The sequence below is a fragment of the Photobacterium sanguinicancri genome (genome assembly GCF_002265265.1).
GTDB classification, from domain to species: domain Bacteria; phylum Pseudomonadota; class Gammaproteobacteria; order Enterobacterales; family Vibrionaceae; genus Photobacterium; species Photobacterium sanguinicancri.
Genome location: NZ_NOIF01000120.1, coordinates 1 through 15,650 on the forward strand (window position 1 = coordinate 1; position 15,650 = coordinate 15,650).

Genomic DNA, 15,650 nt, shown 5'->3' on the forward strand with positions numbered 1-15,650 from the left:
ATGTTAAGTTTTGTATGATGAATCTAATATAAAGTAGCTACATCAATCACATGGATGAATTGACAAATGAAATGCTTTGAAATTCAAAAAGCGTTTTTTGGCAAAGGCACTCACGATAAGGATTTTCATGGAACACTCTCCGAACGATCTTATTCACGTTATCGAACAATGTAAGCAAACGATCGATCTTCAAGATAAGTCGCACTCAAATCCTTATCTGATACCAAATCCTGAGCTAGAAGAGTACTTCAAATTGCAGTATTCACAGCTTGAATGCGCAAAGCATCATGTCGAGACTATGGAGCAGCTTTTAAACCATGCTTTACATGCAATAGCATTACATGATGATTTAGCCACTAAGCAAGCAATTCAAGATTCTCTTTTGCATATAAACGCTAAAACAGAAAAAATTACACCTATTGAGCGCATTCTCTGTGAACCTGCTCTTGCAGGTTAACGCGCGATAAACTTGTATTACTGTCACTATTTTTACGGCACTGCCGTTTTTGAATTCTAATAATAAGAAACATTGTCTACAACATGGAATCTCTCACCAATGGCGCTTGTCCTGTCTAATGCCTGCGGTGAGAATTTTTTTATTCCTACTTTCCTTTTGCCCATTTCTTACCTTATCTCTTCTTTTATTCTGCCGTGAGCAATAAATAGCTATATGCTTTAATTACCACTAAGTTATGAAGAGCATACGTGTGAACGATGAGGTAGAACAAACAGCAGATCGAATACAAAAACCGATTAAGCGCTTTCGCTTTATTCGTAGGCTGCTCTTTGTTTTATGCTGCGCTATTTTGATGATCGCGATCGCGACACCGATGTGGCTAGCCAGTAAAGGGATCATCATCAATGCGATTTCAGGTATCAGCTTATACCCGCAGATCAAAATCGATCATGTTGCAGTCGAAATTAGTGGAACAAAGATCAGCACTCATCAACTCACCATAGATAAATACTTTGATGATCAAAGCGCGATCTCTGCATCTTCATGGCGAATTTCAGCAGACACCACAAGAATAAGCTTGCCGGCAGAAGCAAAAACGTACTTAAAAAAAATAGGGTATGACTTCCCCTACTTTCTATTACGTAACACCGCGTTGAATTTTACAGACCTTTCTAATCCCTATGTGTTTAGCGCCAGCTCAGATTCCATTAACATTCAGATAGATCTCCCTTTCGCTCAGCCTCAGATTCAAACCCAACAGTTAAACGACATACACCTTGTTATAGCCACCAAACCGAATATAGCGATTTCAGGCATTGTTGGATCAGGACAACTCAATTTATTTATCCCTGCGATTGTGAATCAATTAGCGACGGCAAATGACAAGACAAACAAAGCAGCCAAGGTAATAAGTGTCACGCCATCCCGTCCGAGCTCAGCAGAAGCACCGCAAAACACGCCTATTTACCCGACTAAGCTTTCCAAAGGGAATTTTTCAATCGCTTGGCAAGAAGACACCACACCGCTTTCTATTAGTATTAATAAGCTAACACCGCAATGGGAGATGCTGCCGCCAGAAGTAGAGCAACAGCTCACTGAGCTCCATTTCGAGATGGATATTCAGCAACCCTCTCAATCTATAAAGCTGCAGGCAGAAAACATTCACCTTGGTCACCCTAAAATACTGCCAAAGTTTATCAAACGCGGTGATGCTAGCCACCAAGGCCTACACTTGGGTGAAACCATTGCGAGCCTTGCGACGCTTCCTCTGAACGTATTAAAAGTGAATCATCTAATGTATGGCGATCTTATCCTCGACGCTAAAGTCGTATTAAAGACGCCACTAACTCGCGATAAACAAGAAGACAGGCAGGCTCGATTTAGAATAGATGGAAAAGTTCTGGGGCCCATTCCTTACGATCTTAAGGTATTGCTTAAACATAAGAATAATAAAGAAGCGAACTTTACAGGCCATGTTAAAGGCCCCAAAGGCAATACGCTCGATTGCCAAGCTGATATTGAATTCATCGACCCATTGCCTCAGAAGTTATTCTGCCAAGCTAATTTTAAAAACACACACGACATTATGAGCCGCTTCGCACTTACACACCTTCCTAGTGCTGAACTTAATGCCCCTATCACTGTAACTGCTTCCCGTGTTGCTAATACTCGATATAATCAAGTGGTCGATAGACGATTAATCGATGCCTTTTATAAACTAGCCGTTAAACTTCCTCCAACGCTTAATGTAAAACTCAATCAATTTGCTTTACCCGGCAAACACCTCAGCGACCAACCGACACCATCAGATATAGAAACCATTACTTTGCATACCGATGGTGAGCTCAACCTTAAAGTGCATTACCGAAATCGCGTATTAAAAATGAGCTTAGAAGATAAAACTGAAGCTATTGCACTATCAACACAATGGGATGACAAAATATCGTTACTTATTGATGACTTAACATGCCAAAACCCTGAGTTACAATGTCACTTAAGTGGCTTAATATCCACCAAGATTAACCAAGTATTTCCCTTTGAAGGTATCAAGTTAGAACGCATAGAGGCACAGAGTCATTACCAGTTTTCATGGTCAACCCAAGCCTATGGATTGATACTCAGCAAACTCGCATTGAATACTGAAAATATGACCCTCGGCCAAAACCTACTTGGTCACCACCTTAATTTGCTAAATGCACAGCGAACTGCAGTGCAAATTGACACTATTACCATCAGTAAAACAGATGAAGACGCTAACATTCGGGTATTACTACCTGAAAAATCCACGGCCACACTCAATACCAACCTCTTTGCTGAACAAACAATAAAAGACCCAAATGGCCAGCCTGTTGATCAGAATCTGACCATCAAACGTTCACTGCTACCCGTGCAAAAATATGAAGCGAAGACGGAAGTCACCCTGCGCAAGATAGACCTGTCATTGGGTCAAATATTCAACCTCTCGAGCCACTACGATATAGCAACGCATTTTAAGCAGAACAATCAACGTTTTCCTAAGTTTTCAACTGTTGGCAAGCTCGTTTTACGGCCTAATAACTGGCGCTTTCAAGGGAATATTGATAACTGGAAGCAAGCAACACTTGCCAAATACACACTCAGCCATAAACCAGGCAGTAAAGACACATCCATAACGTTACACCGTAATGTAATTAAATTTAACAACAAGAAAACACTGAAAAAATACTACTTCCCCCAGTTTCCGCTTCATTACGATTTCACGCATGGCAGCATCAGTTATGATGGACAATTCACGTTACGTGGTAACAACCTCAATGGTCGTATAGGGCTCTTTAGCCACCAGCTCACTGGCGAGGTATCTGGATTTAGGTTTGGTAATGTGAATACATCAATCACTGCTGACATTACCCCTCAGGGGATAAAGTCACGTCACCCTGTCAGCATTCATGCTGGGTTATTTCACGCTGGGGCATTGTTTGAGGATATTGTTGCGAATCTAGAGTTTGATACCCACCAGCAGCGTTATCAGCTCCACCGGGCGCATGCTGACGTATTAGGCGGTAAGATCAGCGTACATAATGCGTCGAGCAATAGTTTGCTGGATGTCTCCCCTAAAGATATTAGGGTTCATGGCCTCGATCTTGCGTTACTTATACAATTGCTGGAACAAGACGATATCGAACTCACAGGGGTTGTCGATGGTGTGATTCCACTTTCAATTGAAGATGGAGCGCCATCAATTAAGTCGGGGCATTTACACTCTCGGTTTCCCGGTGGGATCTTACGATATCTGGAAGGATCGTCTATCGATCAGAATGTTGAAGCAGCTGGAGAGAATAGCGTATTAGTAGTTGGGAAGATTCTCAAAAATTATAACTATCACTCGCTGGCGATTGATCTAGACTATTCTAAAGATGGACAATTAAACGCAAGTTCACGATTTAAGGGTTTTAATCCAAGTTTTCAGAATGGACGACCTGTGCATTTGAATCTGAACGTGCAAGATGACATTCCAGCGTTAATCAAAACTATAAACGCGATAAATTCATCGCAACTGGAAAGTCTTTTTTTAAAGCAGCTTGGTTTGAATGAGTAGAACACTTTGGTTAATTTATGCGCACATTGTAGTTAAAGGTCGTTTCCAATGGATATAATACAGCTTAAATTTTCATTCTCGCTCACACTCTTAGCATTGATCTTCGTAGTTTCTACACTCGGATTAATGGGGTGTACACCAACTGTTCAAGTTGCTGCATCAGACAAACCGATAGAAGTTAACCTGAATGTCAAAATTGAACATGAGATTAGGATCAAAGTCGATAAGGAAATAGATGACTTATTCAACGATGACGATGTATTCTAATTCGGCAGGGAGAATGCCATGAAAAAATACCTAATCTTTATTTTCGCCTTTTTGATATCTGCACAAGCCTTTGCGCTTGAGTTACAAGATGCCAAAGACCAAGGCTTAGTCGGGGAAACCAACAGTGGTTTTGTTGCACCGATTACCTCTTCACCTTCATCTGAAGTGAGACGGCTTGTCTCTACCGTAAACACACAACGTGAAGCCAGCTACAAACGCATTTCGGTTTCGCATGGGTTAAGCCCATCAGAAGTTGGTCGACTTGCTTATAAGAAAGCGATTGAGAAAACTCGCCCTGGTCATTATTACCAAAATAGTTCAGGAAAATGGGTTAAAAAATAAATTGAGCTAATCCTTTATTCGTAACTTCCTTCCCAGCTCTTTTACAACTTTCTGCCTTTATTCACCCTAGAATGACTTAAATAAACCAATATTGTCAAAAGGGTTTTATTGAATGCCGATTTTGCTGTATAACCCCTGCTTCTTTACTTTGTTACAGGTGACTGCAATGTCTAAATTCTTCTATAAAGGCCGTATCGAGAAAAAACCTAAGCACGCAAGCTACGGCTTCAATACTAAGCGCAGCGCTAAGCTAGGTACCGAGGAACAGCCGCTTTCTTTGATCGTAAACAGCGATGAGAAAAAAGAAGAAGTCATGGCGATTTTGGCTGACAATGCACTTGTGGCAAACATCGAAGTTTCAGCTGACAAAGAAGAAGACCTTGTTGAATTACATGGCCTTCTTAACAAGCCACAAACAACAACTTTCGATAAAACACCAAACCGTAACGATCCATGTTCTTGCGGTAGCGGTAAGAAATACAAGAAGTGCTGCGCATAAGCTATTAAGCTTAATTGAGGGAATTAAAGGATATTAGTCAAACATAGTCGCCTTTAATCACCACCAGCATAAGAAGCTGCACTACACGGTGCAGCTTTTTTTATTTAAGCCACATTAACTATGGTTAGGCAAATTTCTGGCATTTAACGAATAAGAAATTAGGATTTTTCGAAAGGTGTTCGTACGTCTCTGCACTAATAGTTTTGGCTTTTTCATCAGCCTTCCCTTCCGTTAGCTGTGTAACCGCTAAACCACTCGCCGTTATGGCCGCCATAATGTCGGTAAGTGACCGTCGATAGAAAGTCACCTCTACTGGCTCTCCGACGGTATCCCATGTTTCTGTTACTCGTTCTTGCTCGAAATAATTACCAGATAAGCTACATTCAAAATCGGCAAACGGATGGTGGGTTGAAAACACCATGTAACCACCAAGCTTAAGCACGCGATTCACTTCTGCAAACAATGGCGTTAAATCTTTAATGTAGTGCAATACCAATGGACAAATAATCACATCAAGGCTATTTGATGACTCGCTAGGAAGGCCTATCGTTATATCTTGCGCATAAGCCGTCATGCGATGGCCAAATTCTGCGCCCAACTTCTTCGTCACCAAGTCAATCATGTCTTGAGAATAATCAACGCATGTTACTTTTTTTGCACCTTGATCAAACAAGTACTCGGCATACACACCCGTACCGCATCCTAAATCAAGAATATGGCAACCGGTAAGATCGCCAAGCATAGCCTGCAGTGACGGGCGTTCTAGGTGAGCGTTATAAATATTATTTTGAACAGCAGCGTCATATTTTTCAGCATGCTTTGAGTACATATCAGACTTCATACACAACCTAGAATTGAAAAAAGAACAAGCCGAAATTATGACATATCGCTCTTGAATGAATACTGATAAAAAGTCACTGGACTGGTTATTTCTTCAGTGGGTTGAGCAATAAAACCTAAACGTTCCAACAAATTAGTAGAAGCAACATTGTCTTTTTCAACGCCACCAATTAAACCCGCGATTTCTGGCTGATCTTTACTCCACGCTATAAAGCCCAGAAGAAACTCAGTGGCGTAACCTTGTCCCCAATCCGCTTCATTCAATAAATAGCCTATATGGGCCAAACTAGAAATCTGTTTTGCATTGGGTTTTTCGCTAACGCGATTCGGTTGAATTAAAGGTTCAACTAAAGACTCTTGGTACAAAAACAAAAAGCCAATAATTCGCGCTTGTTCTGTATGAGAAATGATAAACAGCCGACTTTCAGCCGAAACTTTATCTAACCACTGTTGAGCTAATTGCGGCGAGGTAACATGACTAAAATATGGCGGAAGGGATTTAACGACATTAGGTGAAAGAATAGCGACCACTTGATCTAACAAGTCACTATAAACGCACGAAGCAACAGGGCAATACTCTTCAATATTGAGTCGCGCTGTTGTAAATGCCTCTTCTCTGTCGGACTCCATCGACGTTACTCCTTGTTATTGCTAACTCTGACCTAAGTGTCTAACTGCCTTAACTGTGTTTTAGTTTATAGCCAGTGGATTTTGCTAGTCTGTTTATTAGCGAGCCTATTTATAGAGGCTTACTTATTAGATAACGATTGTAGAAGATTGTAGAAGCTTATAAAGCCACCCAGACTCATTCTGAGTGGCTTTATGCTTTTATATTGCAGCTAGGTAATTATAAAGCCGCTACAGCCCTTTACGGTACTGAGCGTTACTTGTTTGCGTTACCGCGTCACTTAGTTCAGTAATTGCAGTGTCATCACTATTAATTGCACGCGTGAACAATGCAAGTAGAGCGGCTTTATCAACAGACACTTGGGTATCTGTTTTTATGTCACGTAAATCGACAAAGTAATGTGAGAACTTCGCTGGCATATCATTGATGATATCAGTGTTCATGAAGTTAAACTGGCTATACATTGCGTTGTGATCGCCCTTCTGTTTATCAATAATAAAAGAAGATTCACGCATATTAATGATCGAAGCCGTTTTCTTACAACCTTTTAGACACTTAGAGTCAAATGCCTTCACCTTACAGCCAACCGTTTGATGGAATAAGCACTGACGGCTCATTAATATCATGATTGGGTGATAGATGCTGTGGTGTAATTCAAAACCACTAGGGCGAATAATCGGCTTGATCTGTTTCTTGTTTAATTCATTAGAAATGAATGCACCAGTACAGCCATATTCTTGCTTCAAACATTCAAGGCTGAACGAGTTAGATAAGTTCAGGTATGGACCTGCAATCCACTCGATACCCAGTTCAATCGCTAAATGTGCCACACCGGTATTGTTCGTCACGATACGCTTCGGCTTCACCGTTTCTAGCAAGGTTTTCGCAGCTTCAAAATGGTCGCCAATCAAAATGGCTGGGAACCAAGGTACAAGATTTTGATGCTCTGTAAACAACGCCACCATCTTCTTCACTTCAGTGTGTAGTGAGTCTGGTAGTTGGAAATACACTTGAGCCCCGCTTGCCTGACAAGTCTCGATATCTTTCTTGTTCGAGATAAGTACAGTTAGCTGTGGCTTTTCATCTACCACGTCAATTCTTGGTAAGCGCGGCGTATCGACAGGCTCAATTAAAGGTTTAGAACCGTTAAGCCAAAAACTAATACGATCACGTAATACATTCAGCTCTTTAAACGCAATAAAGACATTATCAGCAAGCTTACTGATGTCGATTGTTGTGAGCTGGTGATCGTTATCGCTAATACTCTTAAATGACGAGGTAAGTAATTCCTCATCAATACTACGGCCCTTTTCACTCGCCGCAGCCAATACACCCTCAGTCTCTAGGCTGTATTCAGCACCACCAGTCGTCACAAGTACATTCAGCGGTTGCCCTGCATCACCAGAGAAGTACAAGTTCAATGGCAGTTTGTCGATATTGAGGTTTTGGATCTTCTCAGCAACAGTTTCAATAATGACTGTTTTATCGTCGTACAGCTTTTGGCGAACCTGCTGTACGCTGTCATCCGTTTTACAGCTGTATATTTCAGTAAAGTGCTGGATCGAGTTATCACGAGGGTTATCAATAAACATGCCTTTATTGATATCACCTTGTAAGTAAGAGTTCGAGAAATCGCGGTTAAACACCGTGTACAAGGCTGATTTATCAGTCAGTAACGCTTGGTTGTCACAGTAGCGCTGAATCTGCTGATTCCATTGATCGACAACGGTATAAACGTAATGTGATTTCTTAATACGCCCTTCTACTTTCAATGAATACACACCAGCATCTGCCAGCGCTTCCATATCAGAGAATGCCGAGTTGTCTTTCATGTTTAGCGGATAATCTTTACCTGCATCCGTCGTTTTATATTGATCACGACAAGGCTGACTGCAACGGCCACGGTTACCTGAGTTACCGTTCTTCACCGAACTGATGTAACACAAGCCAGAGAAACCAATACAGTAAGAACCATGAACAAACACTTCCATCAGCATGTTGTAGTCACGACCAACAGAGGCAAGGTGCTTAATTTCATGAATGTTCAGTTCGCGCGATAAGTTCACGCGACTGGCCGTTAACTTGCTTAAAAACGCAATTTGGCCTTCATTGTGGGTATTAATCTGGGTAGATGCGTGTACATCCAGCGTTGGGAAATGCTTTTTCAAGATATAGAACAAGCCTAAGTCTTGGACGATCACCCCATCAATTTTGGTGTTGACCAATTTATTGATCAAACGAACCAGTGCCGGAATTTCACTTTCTAGAATAATGATATTCAGCGTAAGGAAGATCTTACAATCGTATTCATGCGCTAATCGAACGATGCCATTTAAGTTATCAAACGTTAGATTGGTTGCCCTATTGCGGGCATTAAAATTATCTAGCCCACAATAAATTGCATCTGCGCCAGCGATGATAGCCGCCTTGATTGACTCAATATCACCACCTGGTGCCAATAACTCAAATTTGTTTCTCATAGTGACCGAACTCACGTAATACACTCTCAACCTTACTTTTTATGCGGTGTATTTTACGTGGTTCACATTTTTTGTCTAATCGTAGATTATTTGTGACGTAAATTAGACGTTTTTTACCGCAATACCAATCGCATCGGCCAAGGCTTGCAGTTGGTTTTCATTGTCTAGACGCACAGACCATTGGATACCACTGCCTGTTGCGGTAATAACATTGGCGCCACCAATAAGGGTGACTTCATCAACCTGTGCTTGCATAGTGACACGTGCTTCACCATCAATACGTACAACCAATTCATGTTGATTGGCTATAATTTTGCCTGTTGAAAAGTTAATGACCATTTTGTTCCTATCTATTTTGTTAACTGCTTCAATGATGCAGTGAGGTTACTCAGCTTTCTTACCCAGCACTGCCATCGTAATACGGCTGGTGCAAATTAAGCGTCCACGTTCATCTTTAAGTTCAATTTGCCACACCTGTGTTGTCATTCCAGTGTGAAGCGGTGTTGTTGTGCCAGTTACGATACCTGAGCGCATCGGACGAATGTGGTTAGCATTGATGTCTAAACCAACACAATACAGCCCGTCATCGACACACATGTTCGCCGCAACCGAGCCTAAGGTTTCAGCTAGGACAACAGATGCACCACCATGTAGCATACCAAAAGGTTGATGCGTTCTAGCGTCAACAGGCATAGTCGCAGATAAGCTATTGTCATCAAATTCGGTGTAGCGAATACCTAAATGCTCAACCAAGGTGTTTTTTGAACTCTCGTTTAGCGCGTCGATATCAATTGTTTTGTGCCAAATTGCCATGGTTGCTCCTTATTATTTGAGGTGGATCTTAATCCCTCTCGCAGTTATATAAAAATGCTTTTTCAATAACTTTCAATTTCATACATTCTTGCCTCATACTTAGAAGTAATTCTGTGGCATCTCGATGTTGTCCAGAAAACTCACGCCTTATAAGCATGGGTCATCAGGTTCAGTCAATCTCAAGGAGCGAATGGAGTCTCGCTATGCGTCAATATACTCATTTACTACTGGGCGGCCTAGTCGCTAGCAGTATGTTATTAAGTGGTTGTTCTAGCTCGCCGACGGGCAGGCAACAAATGCTGTTGTTTTCTGAGAACGACATGTCTCAAATGGGCGCTCAGTCGTTTGAGCAACTCAAGCAACAAGAAAAAATCAGCACTGATGCGAAAAAACAGCAATATGTTCAATGTGTCACTGATGCTATTACGGCAAAAGTAGGCCCTCTGGAAGGTTTTGATAAGTGGGAAGTGGTTGTTTTTGATAGCGACCAAGTGAATGCGTTTGCCTTACCGGGTGGCAAGATTGGTGTTTATACTGGCCTATTAAAAGTAGCGACCAACCAAGACCAACTCGCGACAGTCATTGGCCACGAAATTGGGCATGTACTTGCTCAACACAGTAATGAGCGGCTATCTCGATCTCAACTTGCCGATGCGGGTTTAAAAATTACAGGCGCAGCCATTGGCGGATCACAATACAGTAATGCCGCAATGGCTGGATTAGGGCTTGGTGTTCAATACGGAATTTTGATGCCTTATGGACGAGCACAAGAGTCTGAATCTGACATCATTGGCCTAAAACTCATGGCCGAAGCTGGGTTTGATCCAACTCAAAGTGTCGCGTTATGGAAAAACATGGCGAAGGCATCAGGTGGAAATCAACCACCTGAATTGTTATCAACTCACCCATCGCATGATACCCGGATTGATGACTTGAACGAGAGCATTGCATCGCTACCTGCTTACAACCAACCAAAGCCAAGCTGTGAGCTATAAGCTATATGCACTTTATACGGGAGTGATCTTTAGCTAATCTACTGCTTGCAGTATAGGCGCACACGCTGCGCCTTCTCTTTTACACACTTATCCTTCTATTCACCCATCTTCACAAACCAAGCATGACCAGCACATAACCAAATACCACCCACTATAGTTAAACACTCAGGCATTCAAAGGCGGCTGTATGTGGGCTTCTATAATTTCGGTGTTTCTCGCTTTAGCTGTTGGCTACTTAGCACAAAGAACGGGATTGTGTATGGTACGCGGCACACATGAATTGTGGGCTAAGCGCCCTGCTTTTCTGCTCACGATTTTGCTATGCGGATTTTGGTTTTGGCTGATCTTGCCCACGAATATGCCGCTACCTGATACTTTTAGCCACCAGCGTTACAGTGTGACTTCAGCTTTCCTCTTTGGTGGATTCTGCTTTGGATTGGGCGCCTCATTAAACGGCGGCTGTAGTGTTTCTACAATCAGTAAATTGGCACGAGGCCATTACCACATGGTGGCAACCATTATGGGTTGGATCATTGGCTGGTGTGGCTTGTCATCACTACCCTTAACGCTCAGTTACTCGGCAATTCCTCCCATTGAGTCACCTTCGCTTACTGTCGTTATTATATTATTTGTCTTAATTAGCTTGATCCTATTTGTGATCCCTACAGAGCGCAGAGCTATTTTAATCGGGATTGTGTTTTTCGGTATTCTTGCCAGTGTACTGACATTACTTATGCCTGAGTGGTCACCCAGCCAGTTACTAAAAGACATTACAGCGGCTTCTATCCATAACCAACCCGAGCGTTGGCCAGACTTATTACGCTACATCGTCATCATATTTTTAATCGTAGGTATGGCACTTGGGGCAAAGAAAAGGCTCTCGTTGGCTGAATTTACCCTTAGACCAATGCAGCTATTAAAGCACTTATTTGCAGGCTGTATCATGGGGATTGGAGCTTCACTTGCACTTGGCGGTAATGATTCGCAGCTACTATTAGCACTGCCTTCATTTTCGCCAGCAGGTGCAATGTCAATAGTGATGATGGTGGTTGGTATCAGTTGTGGGATTGGATTAAAACGCTGGTTCAGCAAACTAAACCACGGTTCAAAAGAATAAAACCAGCAACAAGCGCTACTGGTTTATACCGGCAATGAAGCTTTACTGGTAACGACCGTGACGCCACAAGAATTCAATTTTGTAACCATCAGGGTCTTGTACGAAGAAGAACTTGGCGAGTAGCTGACCATCGCGGAAAAACTCTTTAATTTCTGCAGGCTCGTAGCCAAACTCCGTCAATTTTTGATGCTCGGCTTCAAGATCCTCGACAGCAACAGCAATATGACCGTAGCCAGAACCGTGTGTATAAGGCTCTTCAGTGCCTTCATTCCAGGTTAATTCTAGCTCCATGTCATTTTCTTCGTTACGAAGATAAACAAGTGAGAAGCCATCAAAATCAAGTTGCTCTGCAATATCAAGATCTAACGCTTGCTTGTAAAACGTTAACGACGGTTGAAGATCTTTTACTCGGATCATACTGTGAATAATTTTAGCCATCTGACATTCCATCCTGTTATCAGTTTTGTTGTCTTGTTATAGCGATAGATAATAGCAACACCCTTGTCATGCCTCAATATATTCTCATCTAACTCCTTGAGATCCCATTAAGTTTTCTATTTGTGATATTCACGCCGCTATTTTGTGGCGCTGTGATGTAATCTTATTTTATGAGGAGGCGCTATGCACTTAGAGCGTATTGAGATTTCAGGGTTCCGTGGCATCAAGCGTATGTCATTATCGTTTGATGAATTAACCGTACTGATCGGTGAAAATGCCTGGGGTAAATCTTCCCTGCTTGATGCGTTGAGTATCGCCCTGCCCACAGATGCCAGTTTTTACAGCTTCAAATTTTCTGATTTCCATGTCGATTACGCCATTGGACATGAAAAAATGTCTCAATTGCACATAGTGCTCCATTGGCATGAAGATTACCCATCTGAATCAAAAGCACGTCGTTACCGTAGCTTCGCACCGCTATGGGTAAAAAAAGATGGTATTAAGCACCTCTATTACGAAATATCGAGCACGATAGAAGGTGATAAAGTCAGCACAACCTGGTCTTTTCTCAACAACAAAGGCCAACATATTGCGTGCGAAAACAGCGATAAACTGGTGAAGCAACTCATGGTGCTACACCCTGTTGTACGTATTCGTGATGCGCGACGTTTACATGAAAAAGAAAATGGCTATCATCGCGAAAAAGTCCATACGACTACAAGCAGTGCAAGCCATGTAGAATCAGAACAAGTGGCTAGAAATAATCGGATCGAGCGCAGGTTAGATAATACATGCCGTCGGTTAATGACCAGCCCTGGCCACGTGAATGCAGGGGAACTAAAAAGTAGCGTGAACGCCCTACGCTCCTTGGTCGATCACTATTTTGCATTTACGCCGCATAATCGAAGCGACAAGTTTAACCGAGCGCATTTCCCTAGCTATATACAAACCAAGACCAATCCGCTTGAACAGCTTAGTCAGCCGCAAATGACCAAGCAAGGTCGATTAGTATTAATGGGGCTGCTTAATGCGTATATTCGTGCACGTGGCCCTGTTGAGCTAAAACGGATCTCCCGCCCGATTATGATTCTGGAAGATCCTGAAGGTCGATTGCATCCAACGATTTTGCATCAGGCATGGGCATTTATTGATAGTATGCCCATGCAAAAGATCTTAACCACCAATAGCCCAGATCTTATTTCCACCGTGCCGATCCACAGTATTAAAAAGCTGATCCGCGAGCCAGATAAAACCCAGCCACATTCTTTAACGCCAACAACCTTATCCAAAGACGAAGAACGGCGGGTGTCTTTTCATATTCGACTACATCGTCCTAGCGCAATGTTTGCCCGTGCATGGTTGCTGGTGGAAGGTGAAACAGAAGTTTGGCTGTTTAATGAACTGGCAATGCTATGTGGCTATCATTTTGCCGCTGAAGGCGTTCATATTATAGAGTTTGCACAAAGTGGGCTTAGGCCGTTAATTAAAGTCGCGCGTAGCATGGGGATAGAATGGCACCTTGTGTCTGATGGTGACATGGCAGGACGCCGCTACGGCGATACCGTAAGAAATATGCTGGGTAACGATGCTGAACGTCACCGTTTAACGATTTTACCCGACAGGGATATCGAGCATTTTCTTTACAATAACGGTTATGAGCCTTTGTTCCGAGAACTCGCAAACATCGCCAGTGATGCCCCTATGCCACCACGAAAGATCATTAGACGGGCCTTGAAACGTTATGCCAAACCCGATGTAGCACTTGCGATGGTGGCGTACTCAGATGAACATGGACAAGAGAAGATCCCACTGCTTATTCGTTGGATCTTAAAACGTATTGTCGCGATGTCACGGGGACTAGGCTGATCAATAAACGAAGTCCACCAATCACTAAATACCCACTGTGTTTATTTTTCTGTTCTGGCTTTGGCTTTGGCTTTGGCTTTGGCTTTGGCTTTGGCTTTGGCTTATTTAGATTACTGCTTTTCAAAAAAAAGGGTCACTTTACCTACGTTAAAACCAAATTTACTCATTGAAGCTGTATTAAACATCCGTACTTTATCTTGGCGGTACATCCAATCGTCAAAGGCAATATCGTAGGTGGTATCATCCACAGGGACGCGTAATGTATATCGCCAATTCAAGGCATTGCCAGCTACAATCCCGATAGCTTCTCCCACAACATCATCCGCTTCACCAATATAAGTATCATCCGCATTTTTTGTAATGCTCCAAATACGCTGTTGCTTTTCACCATCGTCAAACACGAAGTCTTCAGTTAAAGTCAAAAGGTTACCTTTCACTACACCACGTATTTCCACTTCAAACCGACGCGTTTGAACTCCACTACGATCTTGCAGCATACCCCATGCAAGAACATCACCTTCAAAGTATTCGAACAACTCAAAGGATGGCGTTGATGTATGGTATTCATCAATCGCATTTGAACAGGCTGATAAATGGAAGACGAAAACAAGCGTCACCACACTGCGCCACATGGCAAGGTTAGAAAAATAGCGCGATAGCATATAGGCTTCCTTTTGAGTCTTGTTATTATTTGGCTCTTTCATCCAATTATGATGACTGCCCAATGAGCCGCTGTCTTAATTTCGGGTAAGCGGTTTGTGGTGACAGCCAAATGTTAATAAATGCTGATGATATTTTAGGGCTAGATAATTGACCAAGTTGGGTAATCCCTTGCTTGTTAGTTGCATCGAAATAAAAGGTACCGCCTTGCGCATTTAGTTCGAAAATAAGACGGTCACCTTTTTTAACATCAGGCCATAACACAGCAAGTTCAGATAACCATTGTTGACGCTGACTAGCCGTAAAGCCTAAATGTTTCCACTGTTCATCGGTAGCTTCAAGAAGGTCGTCTTTATCTATGTCTCTTTGGTAACGAATAACTAACGCCATATCTTGGCCACTATTAGCCGCATTACCACGGTACGAACCTGACGGAGTACGAAGTTCAGAATGATAGATATCCCAAGGGCCCCACGTTAATTTGGCATAGCCTACCGATTGCCACGTTAACCATTGTGGCGCAGCATAAGTCGCGTTGGCATACGTTATTGCTGAGAATGTGAATGTAGATAGCGCAAGAAAAGTAATAATAAAGGCTGTAATTAGTTGCGGCTCTGTTCAGTATTTAAGTGGGTGAACTATACTTTAGATAAATCTACTAAATTACTGAGGTT

The 15,650-nt window shown here is 42.3% G+C and carries 16 protein-coding genes; 8 read left to right on the forward strand and 8 right to left on the reverse strand.

The annotated features are described in order from the left end of the window. Positions 1–76 precede the first annotated feature (76 nt). The 5 genes from ASV53_RS16270 (at position 77) to ASV53_RS16290 (ending at position 5,139) form a co-directional block, all read left to right on the forward strand. A complete protein-coding gene (locus ASV53_RS16270; protein WP_141226261.1) occupies positions 77–457 on the forward strand; it encodes a hypothetical protein in 381 nt (126 codons plus the stop codon). Positions 458–707: 250 nt separating this feature from the next. Then, positions 708–4,031 (forward strand): intermembrane phospholipid transport protein YdbH family protein, encoded by a 3,324-nt coding sequence (locus ASV53_RS16275; protein ID WP_189337892.1) that lies wholly within the window; start codon positions 708–710, stop codon positions 4,029–4,031. 48 nt (positions 4,032–4,079) lie between these two features. Further along, entirely contained in the window at positions 4,080–4,298 is a 219-nt protein-coding gene (locus ASV53_RS16280; RefSeq protein ID WP_062689284.1) for a YnbE family lipoprotein, read from the forward strand. An 18-nt stretch (positions 4,299–4,316) separates the two neighbouring features. Next, positions 4,317–4,640, forward strand: a complete 324-nt coding sequence (locus ASV53_RS16285) for a YdbL family probable chaperone protein (protein ID WP_062689282.1) — start codon at positions 4,317–4,319, stop codon at positions 4,638–4,640. Positions 4,641–4,806: 166 nt separating this feature from the next. Then, a complete protein-coding gene (locus ASV53_RS16290) occupies positions 4,807–5,139 on the forward strand; it encodes a PBPRA1643 family SWIM/SEC-C metal-binding motif protein (protein WP_062689280.1) in 333 nt (110 codons plus the stop codon). Between the two features lie 124 nt (positions 5,140–5,263). On the opposite strand, the gene ASV53_RS16295 is transcribed toward ASV53_RS16290, so the two are convergent. The 5 genes from ASV53_RS16295 to ASV53_RS16315 form a co-directional block, all read right to left on the reverse strand. Further along, entirely contained in the window at positions 5,264–5,980 is a 717-nt protein-coding gene (locus tag ASV53_RS16295) for a class I SAM-dependent methyltransferase (RefSeq protein WP_094957852.1), read from the reverse strand. A gap of 35 nt (positions 5,981–6,015) precedes the next feature. Then, a complete protein-coding gene (locus ASV53_RS16300) occupies positions 6,016–6,609 on the reverse strand; it encodes a GNAT family N-acetyltransferase (protein ID WP_094957853.1) in 594 nt (197 codons plus the stop codon). Positions 6,610–6,837: 228 nt separating this feature from the next. Then, positions 6,838–9,087, reverse strand: coding sequence for a peptidase U32 family protein (locus ASV53_RS16305; protein ID WP_094957854.1), 2,250 nt, complete (start codon positions 9,085–9,087; stop codon positions 6,838–6,840). Positions 9,088–9,189: 102 nt separating this feature from the next. Next, complete coding sequence (locus tag ASV53_RS16310; RefSeq protein WP_062689276.1) at positions 9,190–9,426, reverse strand: DUF3389 domain-containing protein; 237 nt, start codon at positions 9,424–9,426, stop codon at positions 9,190–9,192. 45 nt (positions 9,427–9,471) lie between these two features. Continuing rightward, on the reverse strand, positions 9,472–9,900 hold the full coding sequence (locus ASV53_RS16315; protein WP_094957855.1) for a hotdog fold thioesterase: 429 nt from the start codon (positions 9,898–9,900) through the stop codon (positions 9,472–9,474). Positions 9,901–10,103: 203 nt separating this feature from the next. Here ASV53_RS16315 and ASV53_RS16320 point away from each other — a divergent pair, with 203 nt between their 5' ends. Continuing rightward, positions 10,104–10,895 carry a M48 family metallopeptidase gene (locus ASV53_RS16320; RefSeq protein ID WP_094957856.1) on the forward strand — a complete coding sequence of 264 codons (792 nt, stop codon included), beginning with the start codon at positions 10,104–10,106 and terminating at the stop codon, positions 10,893–10,895. A 187-nt stretch (positions 10,896–11,082) separates the two neighbouring features. Beyond that, positions 11,083–12,012, forward strand: a complete 930-nt coding sequence (locus ASV53_RS16325) for a YeeE/YedE thiosulfate transporter family protein (RefSeq protein ID WP_239928820.1) — start codon at positions 11,083–11,085, stop codon at positions 12,010–12,012. A 42-nt stretch (positions 12,013–12,054) separates the two neighbouring features. Here ASV53_RS16325 and ASV53_RS16330 read toward each other — a convergent pair whose 3' ends face one another. Further along, positions 12,055–12,450: a VOC family protein gene (locus tag ASV53_RS16330; RefSeq protein ID WP_094957857.1), complete on the reverse strand. Its 396-nt coding sequence runs from the start codon at positions 12,448–12,450 to the stop codon at positions 12,055–12,057. Between the two features lie 183 nt (positions 12,451–12,633). On the opposite strand from ASV53_RS16330, the gene ASV53_RS16335 reads away from it, so the two are divergent. Further along, positions 12,634–14,316 carry an ATP-dependent endonuclease gene (locus ASV53_RS16335; RefSeq protein ID WP_094957858.1) on the forward strand — a complete coding sequence of 561 codons (1,683 nt, stop codon included), beginning with the start codon at positions 12,634–12,636 and terminating at the stop codon, positions 14,314–14,316. 110 nt (positions 14,317–14,426) lie between these two features. On the opposite strand, the gene ASV53_RS16340 is transcribed toward ASV53_RS16335, so the two are convergent. Then, positions 14,427–14,948 carry a DUF3833 domain-containing protein gene (locus tag ASV53_RS16340; RefSeq protein ID WP_094957861.1) on the reverse strand — a complete coding sequence of 174 codons (522 nt, stop codon included), beginning with the start codon at positions 14,946–14,948 and terminating at the stop codon, positions 14,427–14,429. A 76-nt stretch (positions 14,949–15,024) separates the two neighbouring features. Continuing rightward, complete coding sequence (locus tag ASV53_RS26010) at positions 15,025–15,579, reverse strand: chalcone isomerase family protein (protein ID WP_338091414.1); 555 nt, start codon at positions 15,577–15,579, stop codon at positions 15,025–15,027. Positions 15,580–15,650: the final 71 nt, after the last annotated feature.

What these genes read in the sequence shown, in the direction of transcription:
- ASV53_RS16280 (WP_062689284.1), top strand. Translation starts at nt 4,080, where the DNA reads ATGGATATAATACAGCTTAAATTTTCATTCTCGCTCACACTCTTAGCA.
- ASV53_RS16285 (WP_062689282.1), top strand. Translation starts at nt 4,317, where the DNA reads ATGAAAAAATACCTAATCTTTATTTTCGCCTTTTTGATATCTGCACAA.
- ASV53_RS16290 (WP_062689280.1), top strand. Translation starts at nt 4,807, where the DNA reads ATGTCTAAATTCTTCTATAAAGGCCGTATCGAGAAAAAACCTAAGCAC.
- ASV53_RS16295 (WP_094957852.1), bottom strand. Translation starts at nt 5,980, where the DNA reads ATGAAGTCTGATATGTACTCAAAGCATGCTGAAAAATATGACGCTGCT.
- ASV53_RS16300 (WP_094957853.1), bottom strand. Translation starts at nt 6,609, where the DNA reads ATGGAGTCCGACAGAGAAGAGGCATTTACAACAGCGCGACTCAATATT.
- ASV53_RS16305 (WP_094957854.1), bottom strand. Translation starts at nt 9,087, where the DNA reads ATGAGAAACAAATTTGAGTTATTGGCACCAGGTGGTGATATTGAGTCA.
- ASV53_RS16310 (WP_062689276.1), bottom strand. Translation starts at nt 9,426, where the DNA reads ATGGTCATTAACTTTTCAACAGGCAAAATTATAGCCAATCAACATGAA.
- ASV53_RS16315 (WP_094957855.1), bottom strand. Translation starts at nt 9,900, where the DNA reads ATGGCAATTTGGCACAAAACAATTGATATCGACGCGCTAAACGAGAGT.
- ASV53_RS16320 (WP_094957856.1), top strand. Translation starts at nt 10,104, where the DNA reads ATGCGTCAATATACTCATTTACTACTGGGCGGCCTAGTCGCTAGCAGT.
- ASV53_RS16325 (WP_239928820.1), top strand. Translation starts at nt 11,083, where the DNA reads ATGTGGGCTTCTATAATTTCGGTGTTTCTCGCTTTAGCTGTTGGCTAC.
- ASV53_RS16330 (WP_094957857.1), bottom strand. Translation starts at nt 12,450, where the DNA reads ATGGCTAAAATTATTCACAGTATGATCCGAGTAAAAGATCTTCAACCG.
- ASV53_RS16335 (WP_094957858.1), top strand. Translation starts at nt 12,634, where the DNA reads ATGCACTTAGAGCGTATTGAGATTTCAGGGTTCCGTGGCATCAAGCGT.
- ASV53_RS16340 (WP_094957861.1), bottom strand. Translation starts at nt 14,948, where the DNA reads ATGTGGCGCAGTGTGGTGACGCTTGTTTTCGTCTTCCATTTATCAGCC.